At 72.7% G+C, this 24,350-nt stretch carries 22 protein-coding genes; 9 read left to right on the top strand and 13 right to left on the bottom strand.

Features of this window, described 5'->3' with window-relative positions; genetic code table 11:
- Nucleotides 1-27: 27 nt before the first annotated feature.
- Entirely contained in the window at nucleotides 28-831 is an 804-nt protein-coding gene (locus LQ326_RS37495; protein ID WP_234543539.1) for a nuclease-related domain-containing protein, read from the bottom strand.
- Nucleotides 832-931: 100 nt separating this feature from the next.
- Between LQ326_RS37495 and LQ326_RS37490 the strand changes: the two genes are divergently transcribed.
- The 6 genes from LQ326_RS37490 to LQ326_RS37465 all read left to right on the top strand — a co-directional run bounded on the left by LQ326_RS37490 (nucleotide 932) and on the right by LQ326_RS37465 (nucleotide 7,705).
- Nucleotides 932-1,438, top strand: coding sequence for a protein-tyrosine phosphatase family protein (locus tag LQ326_RS37490; RefSeq protein WP_234543538.1), 507 nt, complete (start codon nucleotides 932-934; stop codon nucleotides 1,436-1,438).
- A gap of 125 nt (nucleotides 1,439-1,563) precedes the next feature.
- On the top strand, nucleotides 1,564-2,349 hold the full coding sequence (locus LQ326_RS37485) for a hypothetical protein (RefSeq protein ID WP_234543537.1): 786 nt from the start codon (nucleotides 1,564-1,566) through the stop codon (nucleotides 2,347-2,349).
- Nucleotides 2,346-3,575 (top strand): sensor histidine kinase, encoded by a 1,230-nt coding sequence (locus LQ326_RS37480; protein WP_234543536.1) that lies wholly within the window; start codon nucleotides 2,346-2,348, stop codon nucleotides 3,573-3,575. Before LQ326_RS37485 ends, LQ326_RS37480 begins: the two co-directional genes overlap by 4 nt.
- Before the next feature lie 186 nt (nucleotides 3,576-3,761).
- On the top strand, nucleotides 3,762-5,123 hold the full coding sequence (locus LQ326_RS37475; RefSeq protein WP_234543535.1) for an FtsW/RodA/SpoVE family cell cycle protein: 1,362 nt from the start codon (nucleotides 3,762-3,764) through the stop codon (nucleotides 5,121-5,123).
- Nucleotides 5,120-6,616 carry a peptidoglycan D,D-transpeptidase FtsI family protein gene (locus LQ326_RS37470; RefSeq protein ID WP_234543534.1) on the top strand — a complete coding sequence of 499 codons (1,497 nt, stop codon included), beginning with the start codon at nucleotides 5,120-5,122 and terminating at the stop codon, nucleotides 6,614-6,616. Before LQ326_RS37475 ends, LQ326_RS37470 begins: the two co-directional genes overlap by 4 nt.
- A gap of 150 nt (nucleotides 6,617-6,766) precedes the next feature.
- Nucleotides 6,767-7,705 carry an AurF N-oxygenase family protein gene (locus LQ326_RS37465; protein WP_181802196.1) on the top strand — a complete coding sequence of 313 codons (939 nt, stop codon included), beginning with the start codon at nucleotides 6,767-6,769 and terminating at the stop codon, nucleotides 7,703-7,705.
- Nucleotides 7,706-7,802: 97 nt separating this feature from the next.
- Here the strand turns inward: LQ326_RS37465 and LQ326_RS37460 are convergent, their stop codons facing one another.
- From LQ326_RS37460 to LQ326_RS37420, 9 genes are all read right to left on the bottom strand, one after another.
- Entirely contained in the window at nucleotides 7,803-8,927 is a 1,125-nt protein-coding gene (locus LQ326_RS37460) for a C40 family peptidase (protein WP_234543533.1), read from the bottom strand.
- Between the two features lie 114 nt (nucleotides 8,928-9,041).
- Entirely contained in the window at nucleotides 9,042-9,323 is a 282-nt protein-coding gene (locus LQ326_RS37455; protein WP_234543532.1) for a DUF8847 domain-containing protein, read from the bottom strand.
- Between the two features lie 10 nt (nucleotides 9,324-9,333).
- A complete protein-coding gene (locus tag LQ326_RS37450) occupies nucleotides 9,334-9,987 on the bottom strand; it encodes a TetR/AcrR family transcriptional regulator (protein WP_234543531.1) in 654 nt (217 codons plus the stop codon).
- Between the two features lie 87 nt (nucleotides 9,988-10,074).
- On the bottom strand, nucleotides 10,075-10,617 hold the full coding sequence (locus LQ326_RS37445; RefSeq protein ID WP_234543530.1) for a YdbT family protein: 543 nt from the start codon (nucleotides 10,615-10,617) through the stop codon (nucleotides 10,075-10,077).
- A gap of 140 nt (nucleotides 10,618-10,757) precedes the next feature.
- Nucleotides 10,758-12,011 carry a styrene monooxygenase/indole monooxygenase family protein gene (locus tag LQ326_RS37440; RefSeq protein WP_234543529.1) on the bottom strand — a complete coding sequence of 418 codons (1,254 nt, stop codon included), beginning with the start codon at nucleotides 12,009-12,011 and terminating at the stop codon, nucleotides 10,758-10,760.
- Nucleotides 12,012-12,041: 30 nt separating this feature from the next.
- Nucleotides 12,042-12,677, bottom strand: a complete 636-nt coding sequence (locus LQ326_RS37435; protein WP_234543528.1) for a GTP-binding protein — start codon at nucleotides 12,675-12,677, stop codon at nucleotides 12,042-12,044.
- Nucleotides 12,658-13,080, bottom strand: coding sequence for a DUF742 domain-containing protein (locus tag LQ326_RS37430; RefSeq protein WP_181802189.1), 423 nt, complete (start codon nucleotides 13,078-13,080; stop codon nucleotides 12,658-12,660). The genes LQ326_RS37435 and LQ326_RS37430 overlap by 20 nt, the downstream gene beginning before the upstream one ends.
- A complete protein-coding gene (locus tag LQ326_RS37425; protein WP_234543527.1) occupies nucleotides 13,077-13,580 on the bottom strand; it encodes a roadblock/LC7 domain-containing protein in 504 nt (167 codons plus the stop codon). Before LQ326_RS37425 ends, LQ326_RS37430 begins: the two co-directional genes overlap by 4 nt.
- Entirely contained in the window at nucleotides 13,577-16,507 is a 2,931-nt protein-coding gene (locus LQ326_RS37420; RefSeq protein WP_234543526.1) for a nitrate- and nitrite sensing domain-containing protein, read from the bottom strand. The genes LQ326_RS37425 and LQ326_RS37420 overlap by 4 nt, the downstream gene beginning before the upstream one ends.
- A gap of 407 nt (nucleotides 16,508-16,914) precedes the next feature.
- Here LQ326_RS37420 and LQ326_RS37415 point away from each other — a divergent pair, with 407 nt between their 5' ends.
- The gene (locus LQ326_RS37415; RefSeq protein ID WP_234543525.1) at nucleotides 16,915-17,703 is read left to right on the top strand and encodes a protein phosphatase 2C domain-containing protein; all 789 of its coding nucleotides are present in this window, start codon (nucleotides 16,915-16,917) and stop codon (nucleotides 17,701-17,703) included.
- A gap of 21 nt (nucleotides 17,704-17,724) precedes the next feature.
- Here LQ326_RS37415 and LQ326_RS37410 read toward each other — a convergent pair whose 3' ends face one another.
- Nucleotides 17,725-18,216, bottom strand: coding sequence for a MarR family winged helix-turn-helix transcriptional regulator (locus LQ326_RS37410; protein WP_234543524.1), 492 nt, complete (start codon nucleotides 18,214-18,216; stop codon nucleotides 17,725-17,727).
- A 271-nt stretch (nucleotides 18,217-18,487) separates the two neighbouring features.
- Here LQ326_RS37410 and LQ326_RS37405 point away from each other — a divergent pair, with 271 nt between their 5' ends.
- Nucleotides 18,488-19,336 carry a lysozyme gene (locus LQ326_RS37405; protein WP_234543523.1) on the top strand — a complete coding sequence of 283 codons (849 nt, stop codon included), beginning with the start codon at nucleotides 18,488-18,490 and terminating at the stop codon, nucleotides 19,334-19,336.
- Between the two features lie 380 nt (nucleotides 19,337-19,716).
- Here the strand turns inward: LQ326_RS37405 and lon are convergent, their stop codons facing one another.
- Complete coding sequence (gene lon / locus LQ326_RS37400) at nucleotides 19,717-22,137, bottom strand: endopeptidase La (protein WP_234543522.1); 2,421 nt, start codon at nucleotides 22,135-22,137, stop codon at nucleotides 19,717-19,719.
- 235 nt (nucleotides 22,138-22,372) lie between these two features.
- On the opposite strand from lon, the gene LQ326_RS37395 reads away from it, so the two are divergent.
- On the top strand, nucleotides 22,373-23,125 hold the full coding sequence (locus tag LQ326_RS37395; RefSeq protein WP_234543550.1) for a GNAT family N-acetyltransferase: 753 nt from the start codon (nucleotides 22,373-22,375) through the stop codon (nucleotides 23,123-23,125).
- 288 nt (nucleotides 23,126-23,413) lie between these two features.
- Here LQ326_RS37395 and LQ326_RS37390 read toward each other — a convergent pair whose 3' ends face one another.
- A complete protein-coding gene (locus tag LQ326_RS37390) occupies nucleotides 23,414-24,220 on the bottom strand; it encodes a rhomboid-like protein (RefSeq protein WP_234543521.1) in 807 nt (268 codons plus the stop codon).
- Between the last annotated feature and the right edge of the window lie 130 nt (nucleotides 24,221-24,350).

Genomic DNA, 24,350 nt, shown 5'->3' with positions numbered 1-24,350 from the left:
CCAGCACCGCCAGCACCGCCAGCGGTCCTACACCCTCACCCACGTGTTCCGGTCCCGTGCCATCGCGTGCAGGGCCTCCACGTCCGCCGGCTTGAGAACGCCGCCCAGGCGGGACAGGGTGTCCAGGTCCCGGTCGCGGAGGATGCGGACCTCCCGTGGCGGGGCGATCAGCGCGATGTCCGCCGGTTCGGTCAGGGCGAGCAGCGGGCGGACCTCCGCCGTCAGGGCGTACGAGGCCCGGTCGGCGTCCGCCCGCAGACGGCGCAGGAGGGGCTTGGGATCCCGGCGCCCCAGTGTGATCATCGGGTCGGCGACCAGGACCTTCTGCTTCCGGGCGTAGAGGGAGTGCACGCAGAACAGGCCGCCCGGCCCGATCAGCAGGTGGTGCAGCCGGTCGCCGCCGGGCAGCGGGACGGAGTGCAGGGCGTGCCAGCCCGCGCCGTCCAGGCGGTCCAGCGCGTCGCCGACGGTCTGTTCCGCGGTCAGGGCGCGGCGGCGCGGATCGGGGCGCAGGCGGCGCGCCGGGCCGGGGTCCCGGTCGAGAGCGACCAGCAGCGCCTCGCCGGGGCGGTTGGGCGCCAGGTCGTCGTCGGGATGCAGGGCCAGCCGTGCCAGTTCGGCAGGGGTGGGCACGGGCGGCGGGCCGATCGTGACCGGGCCGGTCAGAAACGGCCTCAGGGTCTCCAGCACGTCGTCCCGCCGCTCCTCGCTGAGCAGGTTGACCCGGCCCGCCTCACGGTCGTACCAGGCGACGTTCCTTCCGTCCGTGAGGCATACGTACAGTCGCTCCTGGCCGTGCCTCCAGGTCGGCACGACGCGCAGTCCGCTCATTGCGTCATCACCCCCGACCATGGGAACAGGCGGGGTGCTCCAGGGGCAAGAACCCCGCTACCTTTGACAGGGGTTGGCGCGCGCAGCGGGGAGGCGCCGGGTGCGGATCCGTGGGGAACAGTACGACGTGCCGGCTCCGGACAGTCCCTGGAGCGAGGTGCTGCCCGGCCTGTGGATGGGCGGCCATGAGTTCCGGGGGCGTTCGGGGCGGCTGGAGCCCGCCGTGGTGCGGGACGAGTTCGATGTGGTGCAGAGCCTGCTGCGGCTGCCCGGACACGGGCCCGACCAGCAGGTCGAGCACCATGTGTGGCCGATACCGGACGGGCCGCTGGACGGTACCCAGCTGGCCGGGGTGATGCGGCTGGCCCGGGCGGCCAGCGAGGCCCTGGACGCGGGGCGGTCGGTGCTGGTGCGCTGCTACAGCGGGTACAACCGGTCCGGGCTCGTGGTCGCGCAGGCGCTGGTGCACCAGGGGCGTACCGTCGAGGAGGCGATCCGGCTGGTGCGGGACCGGCGCTCGCCCTGGGCGCTGCACAACGAGCTGTTCGTGGCGTATCTGCGGGCCGGTCTGTCCACCGCCCGTCTCCTGGAAGAACTCGCCGAGTAGCCTCTCCCCTGCGCCGGCGACCCCGGGCGCAAAGAGGACTTCCTTACGAAGACCTCCGAGCCAGAGCCACAGCCAGAGCCACAGCCACAGCCACAGCCACAGCCACAGCCACAGCCAGGAGCAGCGTGCCAGCCCGTCGTCCTGTCCGCCGTACCGCGGTCGCCGCGGCCGCCGTCGCCCTGCTGGCGGTGTCCGCGGCCGGCTGCGGCGACTCCGGCGGGCTGCGCGGGGCTGGGGCGACACCGACCGCGATCAGCCCCGCGAAGCTCTGGCCGGATCTGCGCCCGGCGTCCAGCCCGGCCTGGCCCTACGACGAGGGCAGCGCGGAGACGGTCAAGGACATCACGGTTCCCGGCGACGACATCCATAAGGTGGATCCGGTGGCCGTCGTACAGGCGGAGATCGGCTCTGACCCGGCGGACTACGGGTCCGCGGGGGCGTATCACGACACCGCGACGCGGATGCGGAAGTGCCGGGCCCGGGGCGGCGGCGCCGGGTGTTCGCTGCTGAAGCCGTACTACCGGGACCTGACCGGTGACGGGCGGGACGAGCTGACGGTCGGCTTCCGGCTGTATCCGACGAACCAGACCGCGCTGCGCGTGTACACCGTCGAGGGGCACCGGCTGGTGCGGGTGCTCGACGACGACGACGCGATCATCGGCGTCGAGCTGGCCGGACGGACGGTGATCGTGCGGTCACCGGCCGGGATCAGCGGGTACGAGTACCGGACGACCTGGGCGTGGGACCCGCAGCGGAAGGCGATGGTGTTCTTCCAGGACGAGTTCCTGCGCATCGGCAGGGGGCACCGCACCCGCAGACCGATACCGGTGGGCACCCCGTCCGCTTCGGCATCGGCGTCGGCGTCGTCCGTATCGGCGTCGTCCGCATCCGCATCGGCGGGCGCGCGATGAGGCTCCCCCACTGGGCCGGGACGCTGGCGGCGAAGTCGGCCGCGTTCATCACGGTGATGTGCTGTGCGCTGGCCGCGCTGCTCGGCGTCCTGGTGCATGTGTCGGTCACCGACCAGACCGTCGCGGAGGCCCGCGAGCAGGCGCTGGCCCGGCTCGCTGAGGCGACGGCCGCGTACCAGGCGGGGGCCGCGCTGCCGCGGGACGCCGGCCTCGATCCGTTTGGGCTGCCCGCGCGGTTGCGGGCGCTGGCGCTGGCCGGGGACCGCGGCACGATGGTCGCCCAGGACGACGGTCACCCCTGGATGTGGGCGGCGGGCCCCGCCGACCGGCACCGGGCGCTCGCGGTGGCCGTCGACTACACCGAGCAGGCCCGCACCATCGCCGGCCTGGACCGCTCCATCCTCTGGTCGTCGGTGCCGGCCATCGGGGTGACGCTGCTGGTCGGCGCGTTCGCGGTGACCCGGGTGACGCGGCGGCTGCACGGCACCGCGCTGGTGGCCCGGCGGATCAGCGCCGGTGACCTGGACGCCCGGGTGCACGACCCCCGTACCGAGGATCCGACCCGGTCGCAGGACGAGGTGGCCGCGGTCGCCGCGGCGCTGGACGGGATGGCCGCGTCGCTGCAGGGCAAGCTGCTGAGCGAGCAGCGTTTCACGGCCGACGTGGCGCACGAGCTGCGCACGCCGCTGACAGGGCTGCACGCGGCGGCGGAACTCCTCCCGCCGGGGCGGCCGACGGAACTGGTGCGGGACCGGGTGGCCGCGCTGCGCACACTCACCGAGGACCTGCTGGAGATCTCCCGGCTCGACGCGGGCCGGGAGCGGCTGGAGAGCGACGCGGAGGCGCTGGGCACGCTGGCCGAGCGGGTGGTGCGGGCGTCCGGGACGGAGACCGAGGTCAAGGTCGTCCGGGACGTGTGGGTCGAGACCGACCGACGGCGGCTGGAACGGGTGCTGGGGAACCTGGTCGCCAACGCGCACCGGCACGGGCGGGGGCCCGTGGTGCTGACGGTGGAGGGGAAGGAGGTCACCGTGCGGGATCACGGGGACGGCTATCCCGAGTACCTGGTGGCCCACGGCCCGCAGCGGTTCCGGACGGAGGGCGGGGCGAAGGGGCACGGGCTGGGGCTGACGATCGCGGTGGGGCAGGCGGAGGTGCTGGGGGCGCGGCTGTCGTTCGCCAACGCGGTGGACGGCGGGGCCGTGGCGACGCTGACGCTCCCGTAGGGGGCGGACGGCGGGTTGCGCGGCTGCGGGTGGTACGTGGCCGGTCGCGCAGTTCCCTGCGCCCCCAAAAGAAGGGGCGTCGCACAAGCGCCCCTTCAGAGGCGCGGGGAACTGCACACCACACGGTCGTACGCCACGCTGACACAACAAGACCAGAAACTCCCGCTATGTGGGTAAGTTCCGGACATGACCAAGGCCGGAACCACCCTGGCGGCGACCGCGGCCCCCGCCGCCGACGTGCGCCTCCCCCGGCGCCGTGGCATCGAGCTGGCCCTGATCGTGCTGGCCGTCCTGCTCTGCGTGTACGGCTACTGCGCGGTCGGCCTGGCCAGGACCGGCACCGTCCCGCCCGGCACCGCCGGTTACGGCGCCGGCCTCGGGGTCCTCGCGCTCGTCGCCCATCTCGCGGTACGTCTGCGCGCCCCGTACGCCGACCCGCTGCCGCTGCCGATCGGCGTGCTGCTCAACGGACTCGGTCTGGTCCTGATCTACCGGCTGGACCTGCAGACCCCCGGCGACCGCGCGGCCCCCGCCCAACTCGTCTGGTCCACCCTGGGCGTCGGCCTGTTCATCCTGGTCGTGCTGGTGCTCCGCGACCACCGCGTGCTGCAGCGCTACGCGTACCTCTGCGTCGCCGCGGCCCTCGTCCTGCTGCTCCTGCCGATCCTCTTCCCGGCCGTCAACGGGGCCCGGATCTGGCTCCGGGTCGCCGGATTCTCCATCCAGCCGAGCGAGTTCGCGAAGGTGCTGCTCGCGGTGTTCTTCGCCGCGTATCTGGCCGCCAACCGCGGCGCGCTCGCGTACTCCGGCCGCCGGCTGTGGTTCATGCAGTTCCCGACCGGCCGGGTGCTCGGCCCGATCCTCACCATCTGGCTGGTGAGCGTCGGCGTTCTGATCCTCGAACGCGACCTCGGCACCTCGCTGCTCTTCTTCGGCCTCTTCGTCGTGATGCTGTACGTCGCCACCGGGCGCACCGGCTGGATCGCGGTCGGCCTGCTGCTCGCGGTGTTCGGTGCGCTGGCCGTCGGCCGCCTCGAACCGCATGTGCACGGCCGCATCGCGGACTGGCTGCATCCGTTCGCCTCGATCGAGGCCGGGCAGGGTCCGAACCAACTGGCCCAGTCCCTTTTCGCGTTCGCGGCCGGCGGCACCGTCGGTACCGGGCTCGGCCTCGGCCATTCCGTCCTGATCGGCTTCGCCGCCAAGTCGGACTTCATCCTGGCCACCGCGGGCGAGGAACTCGGTCTCGCCGGACTGTCGGCGATCTTCCTCCTCTACGGCCTGCTCGTCGAGCGCGGCTACCGGGCCGCCCTCGCCCTGCACGACCCCTTCGGCCGGCTCCTCGCGGTCGGGCTCGCCTCGATCGTCGCCCTCCAGGTGTTCGTGATCGCGGGCGGGGTGACCGGCCTGATCCCGCTGACCGGCATGGCGATGCCGTTCCTCGCCCAGGGCGGCTCCTCGGTCGTCACCAACTGGGCGATCGTGGCCCTGCTGATCCGGGTGAGCGACTCGGCCCGCCGCCACTACGACGGACGGGTGGCGCCATGAGTGCCGGCGCCGGGTACGGCCGCCGGCAGGGCGGTACGGCCAGGTACGTCCGGCGGGCCCGCGCCCTGTGCGCCCTGCTGCTGTTCGCCCTCCTCGTCAACGCGGCCCGCGTCCAGGTCCTCAAGGCCCGGGAGTACGACGACAACCCCGCCAACCGCCGTGCCTCGATCGCCCGTTACGGCCTGCCGCGCGGCGACATCCTGGTCGGCGGCGCGAAGGTCACCGGCTCCCGGGACAGCGGGGAGCAGCTGCGTTACGAACGCACCTATCCGCAGGGCCCGTTGTACGCCCCGGTCACCGGCTTCGCCTCCCAGCTGTACGGCACCACGTTCCTGGAGCACGCCGAGGACGCGGTGCTCTCCGGGACCGACCCGCTGCTGGCGCCGTTCCCGCTGTGGAACGGCACCCGCCGGTCGCAGAACCCGGCCGGGAACGTCGTCACGACCCTGAACCGGTACGCCCAGGAGGCCGCCTACCGGGGACTCGGCTCGCGCAAGGGCGCGGTGGCCGCGATCGAACCGGCGACCGGCCGGATCCTCGCCCTGGTCTCCACCCCCTCGTACGACCCCTCCGAACTGTCCGGCAACAGCGAGGCGGCGACCTCGGCCTGGGCACGGCTGAACGACGACCCGGAGAAGCCGATGCTCAACCGGGCGGTACGGCAGACGTATCCGCCGGGCTCCACCTTCAAGGTGGTGACGGCGGCCGCCGCCCTCGACGCGGGCGTGGTCACCGACCTGGACGCACCGACCGACTCCCCCGACCCCTACCGGCTGCCGGGCACCAGGACCCGGCTGACCAACGAGGGCGACGGCTGCGCGGACGCCTCGCTGCGCGCGGCCTTCGAGTGGTCCTGCAACACGGTCTTCGCGAAGCTGGGCGTGGACGTGGGGGCGGCGGACATGACGGCCACGGCGCAGGCGTTCGGCTTCAACGACACCCGGCTGCGGATCCCGTTCACCGTCGCGCCGAGCACCTTCGACACGAGCGTGGACAAGGCGCAGCTGGCCCTGTCGTCGATCGGGCAGTACAACACCCGGGCCACCCCGCTGCAGATGGCGATGGTCGCGGCGACGGTCGCGGACGGCGGGCTCGCCCGGCCGCCGTACCTCGTGGAGCGGACCGTGCGGCAGACCGGCGAGACGGTCCGCACGGGCGGCGCGGGGCCGGTACGGCAGGTGATGAGTCCCGCGACGGCCGTGCGCATGAAGGAGCTCATGGTCGACGTGGTCCGGGAGGGCACCGGCGCGAACGCGGCGATCCGCGGTGCCACGGTCGGCGGCAAGACCGGCACCGCGCAGCACGGCCTGGGCAACTCGGGGGTGCCGTACGCCTGGTTCGTGTCCTGGGCGCAGGCGGACGACGACCTGGAGCCGAAGGTCGCGGTGGCGGTGGTGGTCGAGGACGCGGCGGCCGACCGCGGGGACATCAGCGGCGGCGGGGACGCGGCGCCGATCGCCCGCGCGGTGATGCGGGCGGCGCTCGGGTTCTGAGCGGGTCCGTGAAGTCCGTGAAGTCCGTGAGGTCCGAACCGGGGTAGACGCGGAGTCAACAAGTCGCGCGCGGGGGATTGACCGGCTTGCTGACAAGCGGTCTCATAAGTGCGGACGACGATGTACCCCGGGTAACGAGGTGAGGGAGCCATGACGACCCTGACGGAAGCCGACGCGGTCGACGGACTGCGGGACGCGCTCGGCCTGCTCAAGGACCGCGAGCAGGTGGCCGAACGACTGCTCGTCTCCTCCGCGAAGCACTCCTTCGACCCGGACAAGGAGCTGGACTGGGACGCGCCCTTCGAGGACGGCAAGTGGTTCTGGCCGCCGGAGCTGGTGTCCCTCTACGACACTCCGCTGTGGAAGCGGATGAGCGAGGAGCAGCGGATCGTGCTGTCGCAGCACGAGGCCGCCGCACTGGCCTCGCTGGGCATCTGGTTCGAACTCATCCTGATGCAGCTGCTGGTCCGGCACATCTACGACAAGGCGGCGACGAGTGCACACGTGCGCTACGCGCTGACCGAGATCGAGGACGAGTGCCGGCACTCGAAGATGTTCGCGCGGCTGATAGCGCGCGGGGACGCGCCCTGGTACCCGGTGAGCCCGGCTCACCAGCACCTGGGCCGCCTCTTCAAGACGATCTCCACCACCCCCGGGTCGTTCACGGCCACCCTGCTCGGCGAGGAGGTGCTGGACTGGATGCAGCGGCTGACCTTCCCTGACGAGCGGATCCAGCCGCTGGTCCGGGGGGTCACCCGGATCCATGTGGTCGAGGAGGCCCGGCATGTGCGCTACGCCCGCGAGGAGCTGCGCCGGCAGATGGTGACGGCGCCGCGGTGGTCGCAGGAGTTCACCCGGATCACCTCCGGCGAGTTCGCGCGGGTGTTCTCGGTGGCGTTCATCAACCCCGAGGTGTACACGAACGTGGGGCTGGACCGGCGGGAGGCCGTGGCGCAGGTGCGGGCGAGCGGGCACCGGCGGGAGGTCATGCAGACGGGGGCGAAGCGGCTGACCGACTTCCTGGACGACATCGGGGTTCTTCGGGGAGTGGGGCGGCGGTTGTGGAAGAGCTCGGGGCTGCTGGGCTGAGTTCACAGTGCCGGCGGGTGGGGGGTGATCGCGCCCGCGCGGCGGAGCCGCCCGTCGGATACGGCCCCGCGCCCCTGGGGCGCGCGGGCCGGGCCGGCTACAGGGTTCCGAAGGCTTCGTCCGAGCCCTCCGTCGCCGTCTTCGGGATCGGCGGGGGCGTGTAGCGGGCCAGGGGTCGCGCCGTCGGATCCGGGCGTACCGCGCCCAGGATCGGGTTGGCCGCGATCGGGGAGACCTTGACCTTCGCGCCGGGCCGGGGGGCCTGGACCACCTTGCCGTCGCCCAGGTAGAGGGCCACGTGGGTGGCCTCGGGGAAGTAGACGACCAGGTCTCCGGGGCGCAGGCGGTTCAGGGGGACGTGGGGCAGGTCGGCCCACTGTTCCTGGCTGGTGCGCGGGATGGGGGTGCCGGCGTGGTCCCAGGCCCGTGAGGTCAGGCCCGAGCAGTCGTACGACGCCGGGCCCGCCGCGCCCCACCGGTACGGCTTGCCCAGCTGCCGGACCGCGTAGCGCACCGCCCGGTCGCCTTCCGGGGAGGGGGGTGGCGTGGCGCTGCCCAGGGCGCCGGACGTGGTGAGTCTCCGCTGGGCGTCGGCCGTGTTGTCCTTCTCCAGGCCGGCGAGCGCCGTGAGCTGGTCCGCGGTGAGGGACGCGAGCATGCGCTCCACGTCGGAGAGGCGGGTGCGGACCTCGTCGCGCTGTTTCCGCTGCTTCTCGGCGAGGGTGAGCTGGGTGTCGAGCGCCGTGCGGGCCCGGCGGGCCAGGTCGGCCTGTCTGCGTTCGTCGTCCGCCAGGCGGCCCACCGTCTTCGCCCGCTCGCGCGCCAGTTCGCCGATGACATGACCCTCGTCGAGCGCGTGCTGCGGGTCACGGGCGAGCAGCAGCCGTACGTACGGGGAGATCCCGCCGGCGTTCTGGTACTGCGCCCGGGCCAGCCGGCCGGCCTCGGTCCTGCTGGTGTGCAGGGAGCGCCGGGCGATGGTCAGCTCGCCGTCCAGGCGGGTCACCTCGGCGCGCTGGCGCTGCAGCCGTTCCGCCGTCGCGTTGTAGGTCTCGGTGGCCTGTTCGGCCTGCCGGTAGGCCTGCTGAAGGTCCGTCAGCAACTCGGCGACCGGCCGCTCGGGGCCGGGGGCGGGGGCGGCGAGTGCGGGCAGCGGCGCGAGAACGGCCTGGGCCGCCGCCACCGCGGCCGTGCAGGCCACTCGCAGGTACCTTCCGGACACGTCATCACCTCCGATGCGGGACGGTCTCTCCGTTCCACATCGCGATGATCACGTGATTATCAGATGTGTACGTGCGGTCCGCGCGGTGCATGTGCGCGATGCGGCCCAATCACGTCACCCGTTGGTGTCGCCCGACCTCGCCCAGGGCCACCTCGGTCCCCCGCCGTCGCCCCTGCCCGTCGGGTCGTACACGTACTTCCAGCCCTGGGACAGTCCCAGGCGCCGGTGCTGCCCCCGGGACACGCGGCGGTAGACCAGGACCGTGGGCGGGCCGCCGGCCGGGTCCGGGACCGGGATGCGGTACGTCTTCGGGGGGTGGCCGGTCATGCCGAGCAGCACCGGAAGCACCCGCCCGTCCATGGGGCCGCCCTCGAAGGGGGTCTCCTGACTCTTCACGGCACCAGTCTCAGCCATCCGCCGCGAGGGCGTCGACGAGGGCGGCGGTCTGCGGGTCACGGCGCGCGGTCACGCTGAGCACGGCGACGAACTGGTCCACCAGCCAGTCCCGCAGCTCGTCGGGGGGCGGCTGCTTGTCCTCGTCGAGCCAGATCAGGGAGGCCGCCTCGACGGCGGTGATCCACATCCGGACGGTCATCCGCAGCCGGGGGCCCGGGGCGGCGACGTCCAGGTGGCTGAGAATGTGCTGCGCGGCGGCCCGTCGTACGCCGTCCACGATCGCCGTCGTCCGCGAGGTCTCCACCACGCTGCCGCCCTGGAGCAGGGCGCTGAAGCCGGCGTCGTGCTGGTCGACGAAGCCGAGGTAGCGGTCCAGGGCCCGGGAGAGACGAGGGAGCAGAGGGCCCTCCCGCGGCTCGTCGAAGCAGTGCTCCAGCTCCTCGGCGGCAGACCTGAGCGCGGCCTCGTAGAGCTGCTGCTTGCCGCCGGGGAAGTAGCGGTACACCAGGGGGCGGGAGACCCCGGCCGCCTCCGCCACGTCGTCGAGCGAGACGTCCTCGGGCACCCGGTGCGCGAACAGGGAGAGAGCCGCGTCGAGCAGCTGGCTGCGCCGCTCCTCGACGGACAGCCTGCGGTAGGCGGGGGTGGCGGCCGGCGGGGTCATGAGAGCAGCGTAGTCGCCCGGACGCGGACGCGTTGTGGCTGGTCGGAACCAGGAAGCGGCACGTCCTGGGGGAAGCGGCGGCTGCTGCTACGCGGGCGGGGCGTAGGGGTTGCCGGGCGACCCCGGCGGGCGACCCCACGGCGTCCAGGGCGGCGGTACCGGGATCCAGTCCGGGCCGCGGTGGTCCAGCCACCACCTGCCGATGGTGTGGAACTTCTCCTCGAAGCCGCGATCCCAGCTGAGGAAGCCGGTGCTCGGCGCCCGCAGGCGGGTGGCGCGGCCGCCCGCCTCGTAGATCACGACGGTCCGGCTTCCGAGGAGGGACTGGATCTGGACGGCCTGGACGTCCGACCACGGGATGCGGCGGCGGCGAAGGCTGTGCACGACGGCCGCCGACGGCGTGAGGGTGACTCCGAACGACCGCGAGGTGATCAGCCCCAGGGTCAGCACGACACCCCAGATGACCAGCCCCGTGCCGAGCACGGGATCGATCGATCCGCCGTCCCACCACAGCAGGGTCTGGCCCAGGGAGATGACGAGGGCCGGAAGCATCGGCAGCACGCGCTGAAGGGGCGTCAGCCGGTAACGGACACCCTCCGGCGGCACAGCCGCACCCGGCGATTCCCCCACGTGCCCACCCCTCGCTCAAACGGCCGGCGCAGGCCCGCACCGCCAGGACAGCATGGCGGACCAGGGGCGCGCTGTCCATGCGCCTGCTCCTGGACTCCGGGCAGGGGGCAGGCCGTTCGAGGCCCGCCCCCGCTGCTCCGTCAGGCTCCGGTGACCGAGGCCAGATAGGCGGCCGTCTTCTCCGGCTCATAGAAGAAGTTCTCGAAGTCGGCGGGGTCGTTGAAGGCGTTGGCGAAGCGGTCGGCGACCGGCTGGAGCTGGCCCGCCGCGCCGATCAGGTTGAGGATGTGCTCCGGCGGCGGCGCCAGCATGGCGTTCGTCCACTTGGTGACGTGCTGGGCCGTGTTCCAGTAGCGGTCGAACGTCGCCTGCATCCAGGACTCGTCGAACTCCTTCTCGCCGTGTTCGAGGATCGAGTCGAGGTAGGCGGCCGCGCACTTGGCGGCGGAGTTGGAGCCCTGACCGGTGATGGGGTCGTTGGCCACGACGACGTCCGCGACACCGAGGACCAGGCCGCCGCCGGGGAGGCGGCCGATCGGGTTGCGGACGGTGGGGGCGTAACGGCCGGCCAGGGTGCCGCCGGCGTCGGTCAGTTCGACCTTGGTGGCCCGCGCGTACTCCCAGGGCGTGTACCGCTCCATGAGTTCCAGGGTCAGGGAGAGGTGCTCCGAGGGGTCCTTGACGCCGCTGAAGACGTCCAGCGGGCCGCCGGGTATGCCCTCCCAGAACAGGATGTCGGCCGGCCCCGAGAGGGTCAGGGTCGGCATCACGAAGAGCTCGCCGACGCCGGGGACCAGGTTGCAGCGGACCGCGTAGTAGTCCGGGTGCTCGGGGCGGGGGCCGAGCCCGTGGACGTAGGCGACGGCCAGCGCGCGCTGCGGCTCGCTGTACGGCGAGCGGGAGGCGTCACGGCCGAACATCTGGACCAGTTCGCCCTTGCCGGCCGAGACCAGCACCAGGTCGTAGGCACGGGCGAAGTAGTCCAGGTCGCCGACCGCCGCGCCGTGGATGACCAGCTGGCCGCCGCGCTGCGCGAAGGTCTCCATCCAGCCGGCCATCTTCACCCGCTGGTCGACCGACTGCGCGTACCCGTCGAGTTTGCCCACCCAGTCGATGGCGCGGGCCGCGGGGCCCTCGCCCCAGGAGCCCGGGGCCGCGACCGAGACGCCGAGTCCTTCGATCTTCGGGGCCTGGGACTCCCAGAAGTTCAGCTGGAGATCACGCTCGTGCTGCAGTGCCGTGTGGAACATGCACTGCGTCGACATGACCCGGCCGGAGCGGATCTCGTCCGAGGTCCGGTTCGACATCAGGGTGACCTCGTAGCCGTGCGACTGGAGGCCGAGGGCGAGCTGGAGACCGGACTGGCCGGCCCCCACGACGAGTATCTTCCGCATGCGGTGGTGGCTCCTAAGGGTTCAGAAGATCTACTCGGGTGTTTCGTCCAGTGCGTGGGCGACCAGGGACAGCAGCGTCTCGATGGCCGATATCCGGCGGCGGGCGTCCATGATCATTACAGGTATGTGCGGAGGGATCGTCAATGCCTCGCGCACGTCCTCGGGTTCGAAACGCTCGCTGCCGTCGAAGTGGTTGACCGCGACGACGTACGGCAGCCCGCAGCTCTCGAAGTAGTCCAGCGCCGGGAAGCAGTCCTTCAGACGCCGGGTGTCCGCGAGGACGACGGCGCCGATCGCGCCGCGCACCAGGTCGTCCCACATGAACCAGAACCGCTGCTGGCCCGGCGTGCCGAACAGGTAGAGCACCAGGTCGTCGTCGAGCGTGATGCGGCCGAAGTCCATGGCCACGGTCGTGGTGAGCTTGCCGGGCGTGGCGGTGAGGTCGTCGGTCTCCTCGCTCGCCTCGGTCATCAGCGCCTCGGTCTGCAGGGGCGTGATCTCCGAGACGGTGGTGACCAGCGTGGTCTTGCCGACGCCGAAACCGCCCGCCACGACTATCTTCGTGGCGACGGGGGCCCGGGTGCGGTCCGTCTGCCAGGACCGCGGCTGCTCCTCCTCGTCGAGGAGCGGGTTGACACCGGTGGCGTCAGAGACGGCGTAGTCCACTCAGCACCCTTTCCAGCAGAGCGCGGTCCGGGCGGCCGGCGCCGTGACCGGTCCCGGTGCCGTACACACGGATCTTTCCCTGGTCCGCGAGGTCACTGAGCAGGACCCGGACCACGCCGAGCGGCATCTTCAGCAGCGCGGCGATCTCGGCCACCGTGCGCATACGGCGGCACAGTTCGACGATGGCCCGCATCTCCGGCATCACCCGGGTGCTGAGGGAGCCATTCGTCAGTTCCTTGCGCTCCTCCGGGGCCTCAAGCGCCGCTACGAACGTCTCCACGAGGAGAACGTGACCGAAGCGGGTACGGCCGCCGGTGAGCGAGTAGGGGCGGACACGGGCGGGTTTTCGGTCACCGCCGCGTACCGGGAGGTTCTGCCTGCGGTTCTTCGGGGCGCTGGTCATCGGCCGCTCCTCGTGGCGTCGCCCTCCAGGGACTTGCGTAGCTCGGTGCGGAGTTCGGGGGTCAGGACGTGGCCGGCCCGGCCGACGAACAGTGCCATGTGATATGCCACCACGCTCATGTCGCACTCCGCGCTGCCGTGCACACCCAGCAGCGAGCCGTCGCTGATCGACATCACGAAGAGGCTGCCCTCGTCCATCGCGACCATCGTGTGCTTGACCGGGCCGTAGTCCATCAGCTTGGCGGCGCCCACGGTGAGGCTGCCGATGCCGGAGACGATGGTGGCGAGGTCGGCGGCGGAGCCGCGCGGACCCGCCGGTTTCTCGCTCCTGGCCTCGCGGGCGGCCTCGTTCTGGCCGGGATCCGAGGAGAGCAGGAGCAGTCCGTCGGAGGAGACCACGGCTACGGACTGGATACCGGGCACCTCCTCGATGAGGTTGCTCAGCAGCCAGTGCAGGTTGCGGGCCTCACTGCTCAGTCCGAAGGTACTGGGCGCGGTCAACTGCTTGCCTCCTCGACTGTGCCCCCCGTTGCTTCTTCGGATACGGCTGTCCCCGGTACTGCTCTCACGGTGCTCGGCACCTTGTTCTGGCCCGTCTGCTCGGCGATCTCCGCCTCGACGTCGCGGCGTCCGGCGTCGGCGCCCCGGCGGAAGCCGCCGAGCCTGCGGCGGAGGGCGTCCGCGTCGACGCCGGTGCCGCGCTGGCGGGGCGGGGGGGCGGGGGCGGTGATCTTGGGGGTGCGCTTGGGGAGGCCCTTGCTGGTGACCGGGTCCTCCTCCTCGGCGTCCCCCTGCGGGCCGTACTCACCGTCGGCGGGTGCGGTCTGCGGGCGGGTGTGCTCCCCGGCTTCGCCGAGGTCGTTCCCACGCGCACCACCCGTGCGGGTTTCATGGTCGGACGCGGGCGGCCCCAGCGGGGCGCGTTCGCCGTCGGCGGCCGCGGGCTGCGGGCGGGTACGAGCACCGGCGTCGGCAGGGTGCGCGTGCTCCCTCGCCGCCTCCGGCTCCGGCGGGAGCAGCAGTTCCATCGTCGTCTCGGCGAACGTCTCCGCCGGTGCCTTCGGGCGGGCCGTCGGCTCGGGGTCCGCCGGCCTGGGCCGGACCGCCTGCTCGGGGGCGGCCTCCTCGTCGGCCCGCCGGGACGCCACGGTCTCCCCGCCGGCCCCCGGCTCGGCCGCGCCGTGCCCGTCGGCCTCCCGTACCGCCTTCTCCGCCAGCGCCACCAGGGGGTCGCCGGTCGTGGAGCGGCCGTACAGGACGTTGGAGTTGACCTCCGCGTCCGCGCCGGGGAGGGAGAACGCGTGGGCGCCGGCGGCGGCGGTCGCGGACTGCGGCACCGTCGCCGCGGGGGCCGCGGCCAGCAGGGGCTGGGGCAGGACCACGACCGCGGCCACCCCGCCCTGCTTCTGCTCGCGCAGCTGCACGCGGACGCCGTGCCGGTGGGCCAGCCGGGCCACCACGTAGAGGCCGAGGCCGAGACCGTCCTCGCCCTCCTGGTCGTACGGGGACTCGGGGTTGAACTCGGCGAGGCGGGCGTTGAGGCGGACCATGCGGTCGGCGGTCATGCCGATGCCCTCGTCCTGGACGGAGAGCATGACCTCGCCGCTCTCCAGCAGCCAGCCCGAGATCTCGACGGGGACGTCGGGCGGGGAGGACGCGGTGGCGTTCTCCATGAGTTCGGCGAGGAGGTGGGAGAGGTCGTCGGCCGCGAACCCCGCCACGTGCGCGTGCGGAGGGAGGGAGGCGATCCGGACCCGGTCGTAGCGCTCGATCTCGCTGACCGCGGCCCGGACGACGTCCACCAGCGGGATCGGGCCCGCGTGCTGCTGGACGTGCTCGGTGCCGGCGAGGACCAGGAGGTTCTCGCTGTGGCGGCGCATGACCGTGGCGAAGTGGTCGAGCTTGAAGAGGGTCGACAGGCGGTCGGGGTCCTGTTCGCGCTCCTCAAGGGTCTCGATGACGGCCAGCTGACGCTCCACCAGACCGAGGGTGCGCAGCGCGAGGTTGACGAAGGTGGAGCCGATGCTGGTGCGCAGCCGCTCCAGCTGGGCGGCGGCGTCGGTGACCTCGGCGCGCAGTTCCTCGCGCGCGTCCGCCATCTTCTGCCGCTGGCCGACCAGGTGCTTGCGGTCGGTCTCCAGCGTGGCGATGCGGTCGTAGAGCTCGACGGCGTGCGCGTGCAGGGCGTTGACGGAGCGGACGACCTGGGCGAACTCGTCGTTGCGGCCGGTGAAGGTGATCGGTTCCTCGGTGCGCGGGTCCTCGGCCCCGGCGAGGCGGGCCGAGCCCCGGCGGAGCACGGACAGGGGGCGGGTGAGGGTGCGGGCCATGGCGGTGGCGATGCCGACCGCGACCAGCATCAGGGCGCCGAGCGCCGCCACCCGGATCTCCAGCGCGGTGACGTCGTCGTCGCGGAGCTGGGCGAGGTCCTTGGTGCGGCGGTCGTAGAGGGCGGACTCCGCGCCCCGCATCAGGTCGACCCGGGCGGACAGCGCCGTGTTCAGCTTCTTGACGCCGGTGCCGAGGTCGTCCTGCGAGAGGGTCGGCTGGTCGGTGAGGGCGGCCAGGTACTTGTCGGCGTGGTTGACGTCGCCGCCGGTGACCGTGGAGTCGTACGACTCGACCGCCGCGCTGGGCGCGGTGTCGTGGAAGTCGGCGAGGGCGGCGTCGGCCCGCAGCCTGGCCTGCTGGGCGGCGGCGGTGAGCGCGTCGCGCTGCTTGCGGTCGGCGTCGGAGGTGACCTGGGTCGTCGTGGGGAGGCCGGTGATCGGGTCGATCGTGGTCTGGGTGGTGCTCGGGATGTCCAGGGCCGCGAGAAGCAGGCCGCGGGCGGCGGCGGACTGCTGGACGGCCAGGTCCAGTTCGGCGAGCGCGTAGGCGCCGGAGCCGGCCCTGGGGGGCGTCTGCTCGGCCAGTTGCACGGCGAGCCGGTGCAGGTCGGCGATGGTCCTGGAGTACGCCTGGTGCGCTTGCAGGGCGGTGCTCCGGCCGGTGAGCGCGGAGCGCCGGACGGCGGCGATGCCGTCGAGGTCGGTGCGCAGCCAGCCGGGGGTGCCGGTGTCCGCACGCAGGTCCTCGGCCTGGCGGTCGACGCGGGCGCCGGGGTCCTGCGAGGGCGCCTTGGCCTTGGGGCGGCCCGCCGCGACGTAGGAGGTGACCTCGTCGCGCTCGTCGGCGAGCGAGTTGGCCAGCGCCAGCGTGTCCTGGGTGCGGCCGGCGAGCGTCACCAGGTCCTGGGAGTCGCTCAGCTGCCCGGAGGCGGTCAGCAGGGCGGGCGCGCCGGCCCCCGCGATCGCGGCGGCGACCACCGCCACGGCCACGATCAGCCGGGTGCGGACGTGCTTGGTGCGGCCGGTGCCGACGGGGGCCGCGGCGCCCGTTTCGGAGGCCGTCTTCTTGCCTGTGCGCCGAGGCCGCGTCTTCTGCACCGGTGCTCGCATTCCTGAACTCGTGTACCCAAGGGGTTGGGTGGCACCCCGTCATGATTCCCGGCATTTCGGTGCCAAGTGGCGCACGCACCCGATGCGTACGCCTGCGTATCGGTCCCCGACCCTCCCAGCGCCGGTGGGCAGTGGTCTCGCATCGACCCTCCCGCCACCCGAAGGAGTGAACATCGGAGGGGAGTTGGCGGGCAAGTTCCGGCGGCTCGCGCGGGGCCCTTTTCCGGCTGGCCGGTTGGACGCGGACGGCAGGCTTTGGCAGGATTCGCCACCGCACCTTCCCGGACTGTGCCATTCCACCCCAAAACAGTCGGCTGACCTGCAGGGCCATGGCAATTCCGGGGTGGTTGCCAGCCTTTGGCGAAGCCTGTGAAGGGGTCGTGCAGACTGGCCGAATGCGTACTGAAGTCGTTTCGGAACCCGGCGCCCCCGACCGCCCCAACGAGGACTTCGCCGGCATCGGACTTCCGGCCTCGGGACAGGGGGGCTGCGTGATCGTCCTGGACGGGGTCACCCCACCGCGGGGCGGCACCGGGTGTCTGCATTCCGTCCCCTGGTTCACCGCGCGGCTGGGCGGCGCCCTGACCGAACTGACCGTTTCGCGAGGAGATCTGACGCTCCGGGAGGTGCTCGAACGGGCGATCGGCCGCACAGCTGACGCACATGCGGACACCTGTGACCTTTCTCACCCGCGCACGCCCCAGGCGACGGTCGTGCTGAGCCGCTGGTCCGAGGACACCGTGGAGTTCCTGGTCCTGTCCGACTCGGCGCTGCTCCTGAGGGCCCCCGACGGCACGGTCACCCCGGTCCTGGACGACCGGCTGGACCGCGTGCCCCGCGCCTTTCTGGCCTCGGACGCGATCGCCGACGCGACGGTGCGCAACAAGGAGGGCGGCTTCTTCACGGCCGCCGCCGACCCGTCGGTGGCGGCCCGCGCGGTCACCGGCACCGTGCCGCGCGCCGAGGTCGGCGCGCTGGCCGCCCTCACGGACGGGGCGGCCCGCTGGACGGAGAAGTTCCGCGCGGGCGACTGGACGGCCCTCCTCGACGTCATACGCAAGGAGGGCGCGCGGGCGCTGGTCGACCGGGTGCGGGAGCTGGAGGCGGCCGACCGGCAGGAGCGGGTGTTCCTGCGGCGGAGCAAAACGCACGACGACGCGACGGTGGTCTACGTCGAGCTGTGAGGTCATGGCGCCCGGCGGCGGCTACTTCTCCATGACGCCGTTCAACTGGTGCAGCAGCCGGGCCAGTTCCGCGACCTCGGTGCGCTCCCAGTGGGCGAGCTGGCGGACGTAGCGGCCCCGGCGGGCCTCGCGGACCGTGCCGACCCGGCCCCGGCCCTCGTCGGTGAGGGCGACCAGCCAGGCCCGTCCGTCGGCCGGGTCGGGCTCCCGGGCGACCAGGCCGAGCTCCTCCAGGGCGCGCAGCTGGCGGGACATGGTGGCCTTGCCGACGCCGATGTAGGCGGCCAGTTCGGTGGCGCGCTGGCCGCCGCACTCGTCGAGCCGTACGAGCAGTCCGTACGCGGCCGACTCCAGGTCGGGGTGGACCTCCCGGGCCATCTCGCCCTGGCTGGCCCGGGCACGGCGCAGCAGCACCGTCAGCTCGCGTTCCAGGGCGAGGAATTCCTGGTCCGCGCCACTTGGCGTCAACGCGGTGGCGGCGCCCTGTCCGTCGCCCTTGTCGTCCTCGTGCACGTCAGCACCCCTGATCGGTTTCGCAGTCCTGAAAGTTTCCGTCAATCCCCGTCATCGCCGCAGCTCGCCAAGTATTCCGCAGGCTTAGACCAACGGCGGCCCCCGGACCCCCTTCCCCGGGGTCCGCCCCCTGCGTAGCGTCTGCACCCATGAATGGCATGCTCACGCCAATGACGGGCGTCGCGCCGTGTGACACGGCGTCGTGTCGCAGCGCGTAACGCTGCCGCCTCTGGCATATCTGGGACCCCACCTCACCCCACGGAGGCACGTCATGCCCGTGCACAGACCCGCCCCCACCCTCGTCACCGCCCTGCTGGCGCTGCTGCTCGCGGCACTCGCCCCGGTCCCGGCCCACGCCGACCCGGGCGGACCCACCGTCCCGGCCCACGCCGACCCGGGCGGACCCACCCTCCCGGCCCGCGGCTCGGCCTACATGGGCATGGGCGTGCCGTCCCACGACGGCCAGAGCGGCACGCCCAGAACCGGCCTCGCCACCCAGACCGAGGGCGTCGACGTCGCCAGCTACCAGGGCGACGTCTCCTGGTCGACCCTGCTGAGCAGCGGGGTCAGATGGGCGTACACCAAGGCGACCGAAGGCACGTACTACACGAACCCCTACTTCACCCAGCAGTACAACGGCTCCTACGACGTCGGCATGATCCGCGGCGCCTACCACTTCGCGACCCCGGACACCACCGGCGGCGCCGCCCAGGCCGACTACTTCGTCGACCACGGCGGCGGCTGGTCCAAGGACGGCCGGACCCTCCCCGGCGTCCTCGACATCGAGTGGAACCCGTACGGCGCGGCGTGCTACGGCAAGTCCACGAGCGGGATGGTCACCTGGATCACCGACTTCCTGAACAGGTACAAGGCCCGGACCGGCCGCGCCGCCGTCATCTACACGGCGACCAGCTGGTGGACCGACTGCACCGGCGACTACGGCGGCTTCGCCGCCACCAACCCGCTGTGGATCGCCCGCTACGCCGCGGACGTGGGCACCCTGCCGGCCGGCTGGTCGGCCTACACGATGTGGCAGTACACCTCGACCGGCCCGACGGTCGGCGACCACGACAAGTTCAACGGGGCACTGGACCGGGTCGTCGCACTCGCCAACGGCTAGTGCTGCGACCGGAAAGGTTCACCGGCTCGCGACGCCCGGCACGGCACCTCGCCGCGTTGTCGCATCACCCGAGTACATCCAGTACGCGGGCGATGCTCCGCCTTGCGATGCACCGCACCGGACGCCGCGAGCTTTCCGGCAAACCTTCCCGGCCACAGCACTAGCGCGGCGCCCGTGCGGCGGGGCCGGGGGTTGCCCCGGACAGACACGCGGGTTGTGCGGTTCGTCCACCGCGGGCCGGTGGGGCCGGTCGCGCCCACGCGGCGAAGCCGCACATCGACACAGCCCCGCCCCCCTTCGGGGCTCGGGTACGCGGCCGTAGGGCGAAGGCCCGGGGCTCCTCGCGGGGCCCCGGGCCTTCTGTCATCCGGCAGCGTCCGTCACGCCGCTACCGGAACCTCCGGCGCCGCGCCGTTCGTGGCGGGCGCGAGCGCCAGTTCCAGGACCTGGCGGACGTCGGTCACGGCGTGGACGTCGAGCTTGTCCAGCACCTCGGCCGGAACGTCGTCCAGGTCGGCCTCGTTGCGCTTGGGGATGATGACGGTCGTCACCCCGGCGCGCTGGGCGGCGAGCAGCTTCTGCTTCACGCCGCCGATCGGCAGCACCCGGCCGGTCAGCGAGACCTCGCCGGTCATCGCCACGTCCGTGCGGACCAGTCGCCCGGAGAGCAGCGACGCGAGGGCCGTCGTCATCGTGACGCCCGCGCTCGGGCCGTCCTTCGGGACCGCGCCCGCCGGGAAGTGGATGTGCACACCCCGGTCCTTCAGGTCACCGACCGGAAGCTCCAGTTCGGCGCCGTGGGAGCGCAGGAAGGACAGGGCGATCTGCGCCGACTCCTTCATCACGTCACCCAGCTGGCCGGTGAGGGTCAGCCCCGCCGCGCCCGTCTCCGGGTCGGCCAGGGACGCCTCGACGAACAGCACGTCGCCGCCCGCGCCGGTGACCGCGAGACCCGTCGCCACGCCCGGGACGGCCGTGCGGCGCTCCGCCGGGTCCTGGGCGGACTCGGGCACGTGGTGCGGCCGGCCGATCAGGGCCCGCAGGTCCTCGTCCCTGATGGTGAACGGCAGCTCGCGCTGGCCGAGTTCGTGCTGCGCGGCCACCTTGCGCAGCAGCCGTGCGATCGAGCGCTCCAGGGTACGGACGCCCGCCTCACGCGTGTACTCGCCGGCGAGCTTGCGCAGCGCACTCTCGTCGAGGATCACCTCGTCCTTGCCCAGGCCCGCCCGGTCCAGCTGACGCGGGAGCAGGTGGTCACGGGCGATGACGACCTTCTCGTCCTCGGTGTAGCCGTCCAGGCGGACCAGCTCCATCCGGTCGAGCAGGGCCTCCGGGATCGCCTCCAGGACGTTGGCGGTGGCGAGGAAGACGACGTCGGACAGGTCGAGTTCGACTTCCAGGTAGTGGTCGCGGAAGGTGTGGTTCTGCGCCGGGTCCAGGACCTCCAGGAGGGCGGCCGCGGGGTCGCCGCGGAAGTCGGAGCCCACCTTGTCGATCTCGTCGAGCAGGACGACCGGGTTCATCGAACCGGCCTCCTTGATCGCGCGCACGATCCGGCCGGGCAGCGCGCCGACGTAGGTACGGCGGTGACCGCGGATCTCGGCCTCGTCGCGGACGCCGCCGAGGGCGACCCGGACGAACTTGCGGCCCATGGCGTGCGCGACGGACTCACCGAGCGAGGTCTTGCCGACCCCGGGCGGCCCGACGAGGGCGAGGACGGCACCGCCGCGGCGGCCGCCGATGACCCCGAGCCCCCGGTCGTTGCGGCGCTTGCGCACCGCCAGGTACTCGGTGATCCGCTCCTTCACGTCCTCCAGGCCGGCGTGCTCGGCGTCCAGGATCGCCTTGGCGCCCTGGATGTCGTAAGAGTCCTCGGTCCGCTCGTTCCACGGCAGTTCCAGCACCGTGTCCAGCCAGGTGCGGATCCACGAGCCCTCGGGCGACTGGTCGCTGGACCGCTCCAGCTTGTCGACCTCCTTGAGGGCGGCCTCACGGACCTTCTCCGGCAGGTCGGCGGCCTCCACGCGGGCGCGGTAGTCGTCGGACTCCTCGCCGTCCTTCGCGGCGTCGCCGTTCAGCTCGCGCAGTTCCTTGCGGACCGCCTCCAGCTGACGGCGGAGCAGGAACTCGCGCTGCTGCTTGTCGACGCCCTCCTGGACGTCCTTGGCGATGGTCTCCGCCACGTCCTGCTCGGCGAGGTGGTCGCGCAGCTGCTGGGTGGCCAGCTTCAGCCGGGCGACCGCGTCGACGGTCTCCAGGAGTTCGATCTTCTGCTCGGTGGTCAGGAAGGGCGAGTAACCGGAGTTGTCGGCGAGCTGGGAGACGTCGTCGATGGCCTGCACCCGGTCCACGACCTGCCAGGCGCCGCGCTTGCGCAGCCAGGCGGTGGCGAGGGCCTTGTACTCCTTGACCAGTTCGGTGACATGACCGGGCACCGGGTCCGGGACGTTCTCGTCGATGCGGGTGCCCTCCACCCACAGGGCGGCACCCGGGCCGGTGGTACCGGCGCCGATGCGCACCCGGTAGCGGCCGCGGATCAGCGCGCCCGGGTCGCCGTCGGCCAGGCGGCCGACCTGCTCCACGGTGCCGAGCACACCCGTGCCCGGGTAGCTCCCGTCGACCCGCGGCACCAGCAGCACCTTGGGCTTGCCGGGCTCGGTACGGGCGGCGGCCTGCGCAGCCTCCACGGCGGCGCGTACATCAGGGTCCTTCAAGTCCAGCGGGACCACCATCCCGGGCAGCACGACCTCGCCGTCGAGAGGCAGCACAGGGAGGGTGAGTGATGCGGACGTCGAAGCCATGATCTCCCCTTCGGCAGTCAACTTGAGTTATGCCGACTCAATGCATGTGAGCCGCTGAATGTTCCCAGGGCCGCGTTCGCTGTCAGCGATCGGCTGCTGACCTGGAGATACCGGGCGTACGGCGGTTGCCCTCGCCCGCAAAAACAGTTGATCGGTCCGGGCTCATTCCCCGTACGGTCGGCCGGTGACCGACACCGACCGCACCGCGGCCCTGCTGGCCGCCTACGACGCCCAGATGCGCGCCGTCCAGCCCGTCCCCTCCCCCGGGATCACCTACGAGCACGACGGTCCCGTCCTCAGGGTCGTGGGCCAGCACCGCGGTTTCGTGACCGGGCCGCGCGACTGGGGCGGTGTGCGCGGCCCCGAGCTGGACGCACTGATCGCCCGGCAGCGGGACTTCTTCGCGGCGCGCGGGGAGGCCGTGGAATGGAAGACGCGCGGGCACGACGCCCCGGCGGACCTCCCCGACCGGCTGCGCGCGGCGGGCTTCGTGCCCGAGGACCGGGAGACGGTGGTGATCGCCGAGGTCGGCGACCTGGCCGTGGCTCCGCCTGCCCTCCCGCCCGGCGTGACCCTGCGCCGGGTCACCGCCGACGCGGACCTGGACCGCGTCGCCGCGCTGGAGACGGCGGTGTGGGGCGCCGACATGGCGTGGATCGCCGGCCACCTGAGGGGCCTGCTCGCGGTCGCCCCCGAGGACAACGAGGTGTACGTGGCCGAGGCAGCGGGACAGGTCGTCTCCGCGGCCTGGGTGGCCTTCCGGCCCGGCACGGACTTCGCCATGCTGCTTGGCGGCTCCACGCTGGCCGGGTGGCGCGGCAAGGGCGTCTACCGCGCCCTGGTGGCCCTGCGAGCGAGCCGGGCGGCGGCCCGGAACGCGCCCTACCTCCTGGTGGAGGCCTCGGACGACAGTGCCCCGATCCTGCGGCGACTGGGCTTCACAGCGGTCACGACGACCACGCCGTACGTCTGGACCCCGGCCCGCTGACGCATGCGCGACGCCCGGACAAGCGGCTTCCGTTCACCCCGTCGAGCGACGCCCCGGCCCACCGCCGCCGGCAACCGGATCAGCGGGCGGCCACCCACCTCGACGGGCAGGGCCGGCCCCGCAAGGCGAAGGCGAGGTCCGCTTCCCGACGTTCCCCGGCCTGTCCGCCGGCCGCCGGCCCGTACCGGCCGGCCGACCGACCGCACGGCGCGACGGCCGGGCGGGAAGGGGCTCTCGGCGTGCCGGAGTTGACGAAGGGGCCGGCGGCGGCGCGGGGCGCCTGAGTGCTCAGGAGGCGGCCGCGCGGGCGTCGGCCGGGGCCTGGGCCCGCTCCCGGTACCAGCGTCGCACCACCGGCCACAGGCCGGTGCCGATGGCCAGCGAGATCAGGTGGCCCCAGTTGGTCATCGGGTCCTGGAAGGCGATGAGGTCGGTGACGAGGCAGTAGCCGGCCAGGGCGAGCAGCGGCCAGCGCAGCCAGGGGGCGAGGAGGCCGGAGAGCGCGCCGACGCTGGCGGCCACGCCGAAGCTGATGCCGTAGTCGAGGCGGTGCAGCGAGGTCTCGGGGAGGTGGCCGGCCAGCACCGCGAGGCCGACCGGGACCTCGGTCGCGAGGGTGGCCAGGACGTGGCCCGCCAGGAAGACGAGGATCGCGCGGGCACCGCCTATCCGCCGCTCCAGCGCGGTCACGACGAGTACGAAGGCCAGGGCGTACGGCGAGAGCAGCCCGCCCGCGATCCACAGCGCGCTGGCCAGCAGGACGAAGACGGGGGTGCGCAGCAGGTGGGCGACGTCGGTGCTGGAGTCCTGGTAGACCGCGCGCACCAGGCCGGGGCTGGCGTGGCTCGCGAAGAGCGAGGTGAGGGCCAGGAGCGCCGTGTAGGCGAAGGTGACCGGCGTCCCGGTGGGGCTGGGCAGCAGACGCCAGGGGCGCGGACGCCGCAGGTACGCAGGGAGGACGGCGCCCGGTGTCCGCGGGACGGGCACCGCGACCTGGCCGCGCTGGCGGGGCACGCCGTCGAGCAGTGCGGCGACGTCCCCCGCGGGAAGGGGCTCGGGCGTGGGCGTCGATGCGACCCTCGCGGTCCGTTCCACGGTGAGGGGCTCCTTCCGTTTCACCCCACCCTTCGCCGTCCCACGGGACGCTGTCTGTGACCGAGGCCACCCGGCGCACGATTCACAGGATTTTCCGAAGAACCGAAGAACCAAGGACCGAGAGGGGACA

The organism is Streptomyces shenzhenensis (genome assembly GCF_021462265.1).
GTDB classification, from domain to species: Bacteria; Actinomycetota; Actinomycetes; order Streptomycetales; family Streptomycetaceae; genus Streptomyces; species Streptomyces shenzhenensis.
The sequence above is the reverse complement of the archived record's forward strand: the minus strand, read 5'-3'. Positions and strand labels throughout refer to the sequence as shown.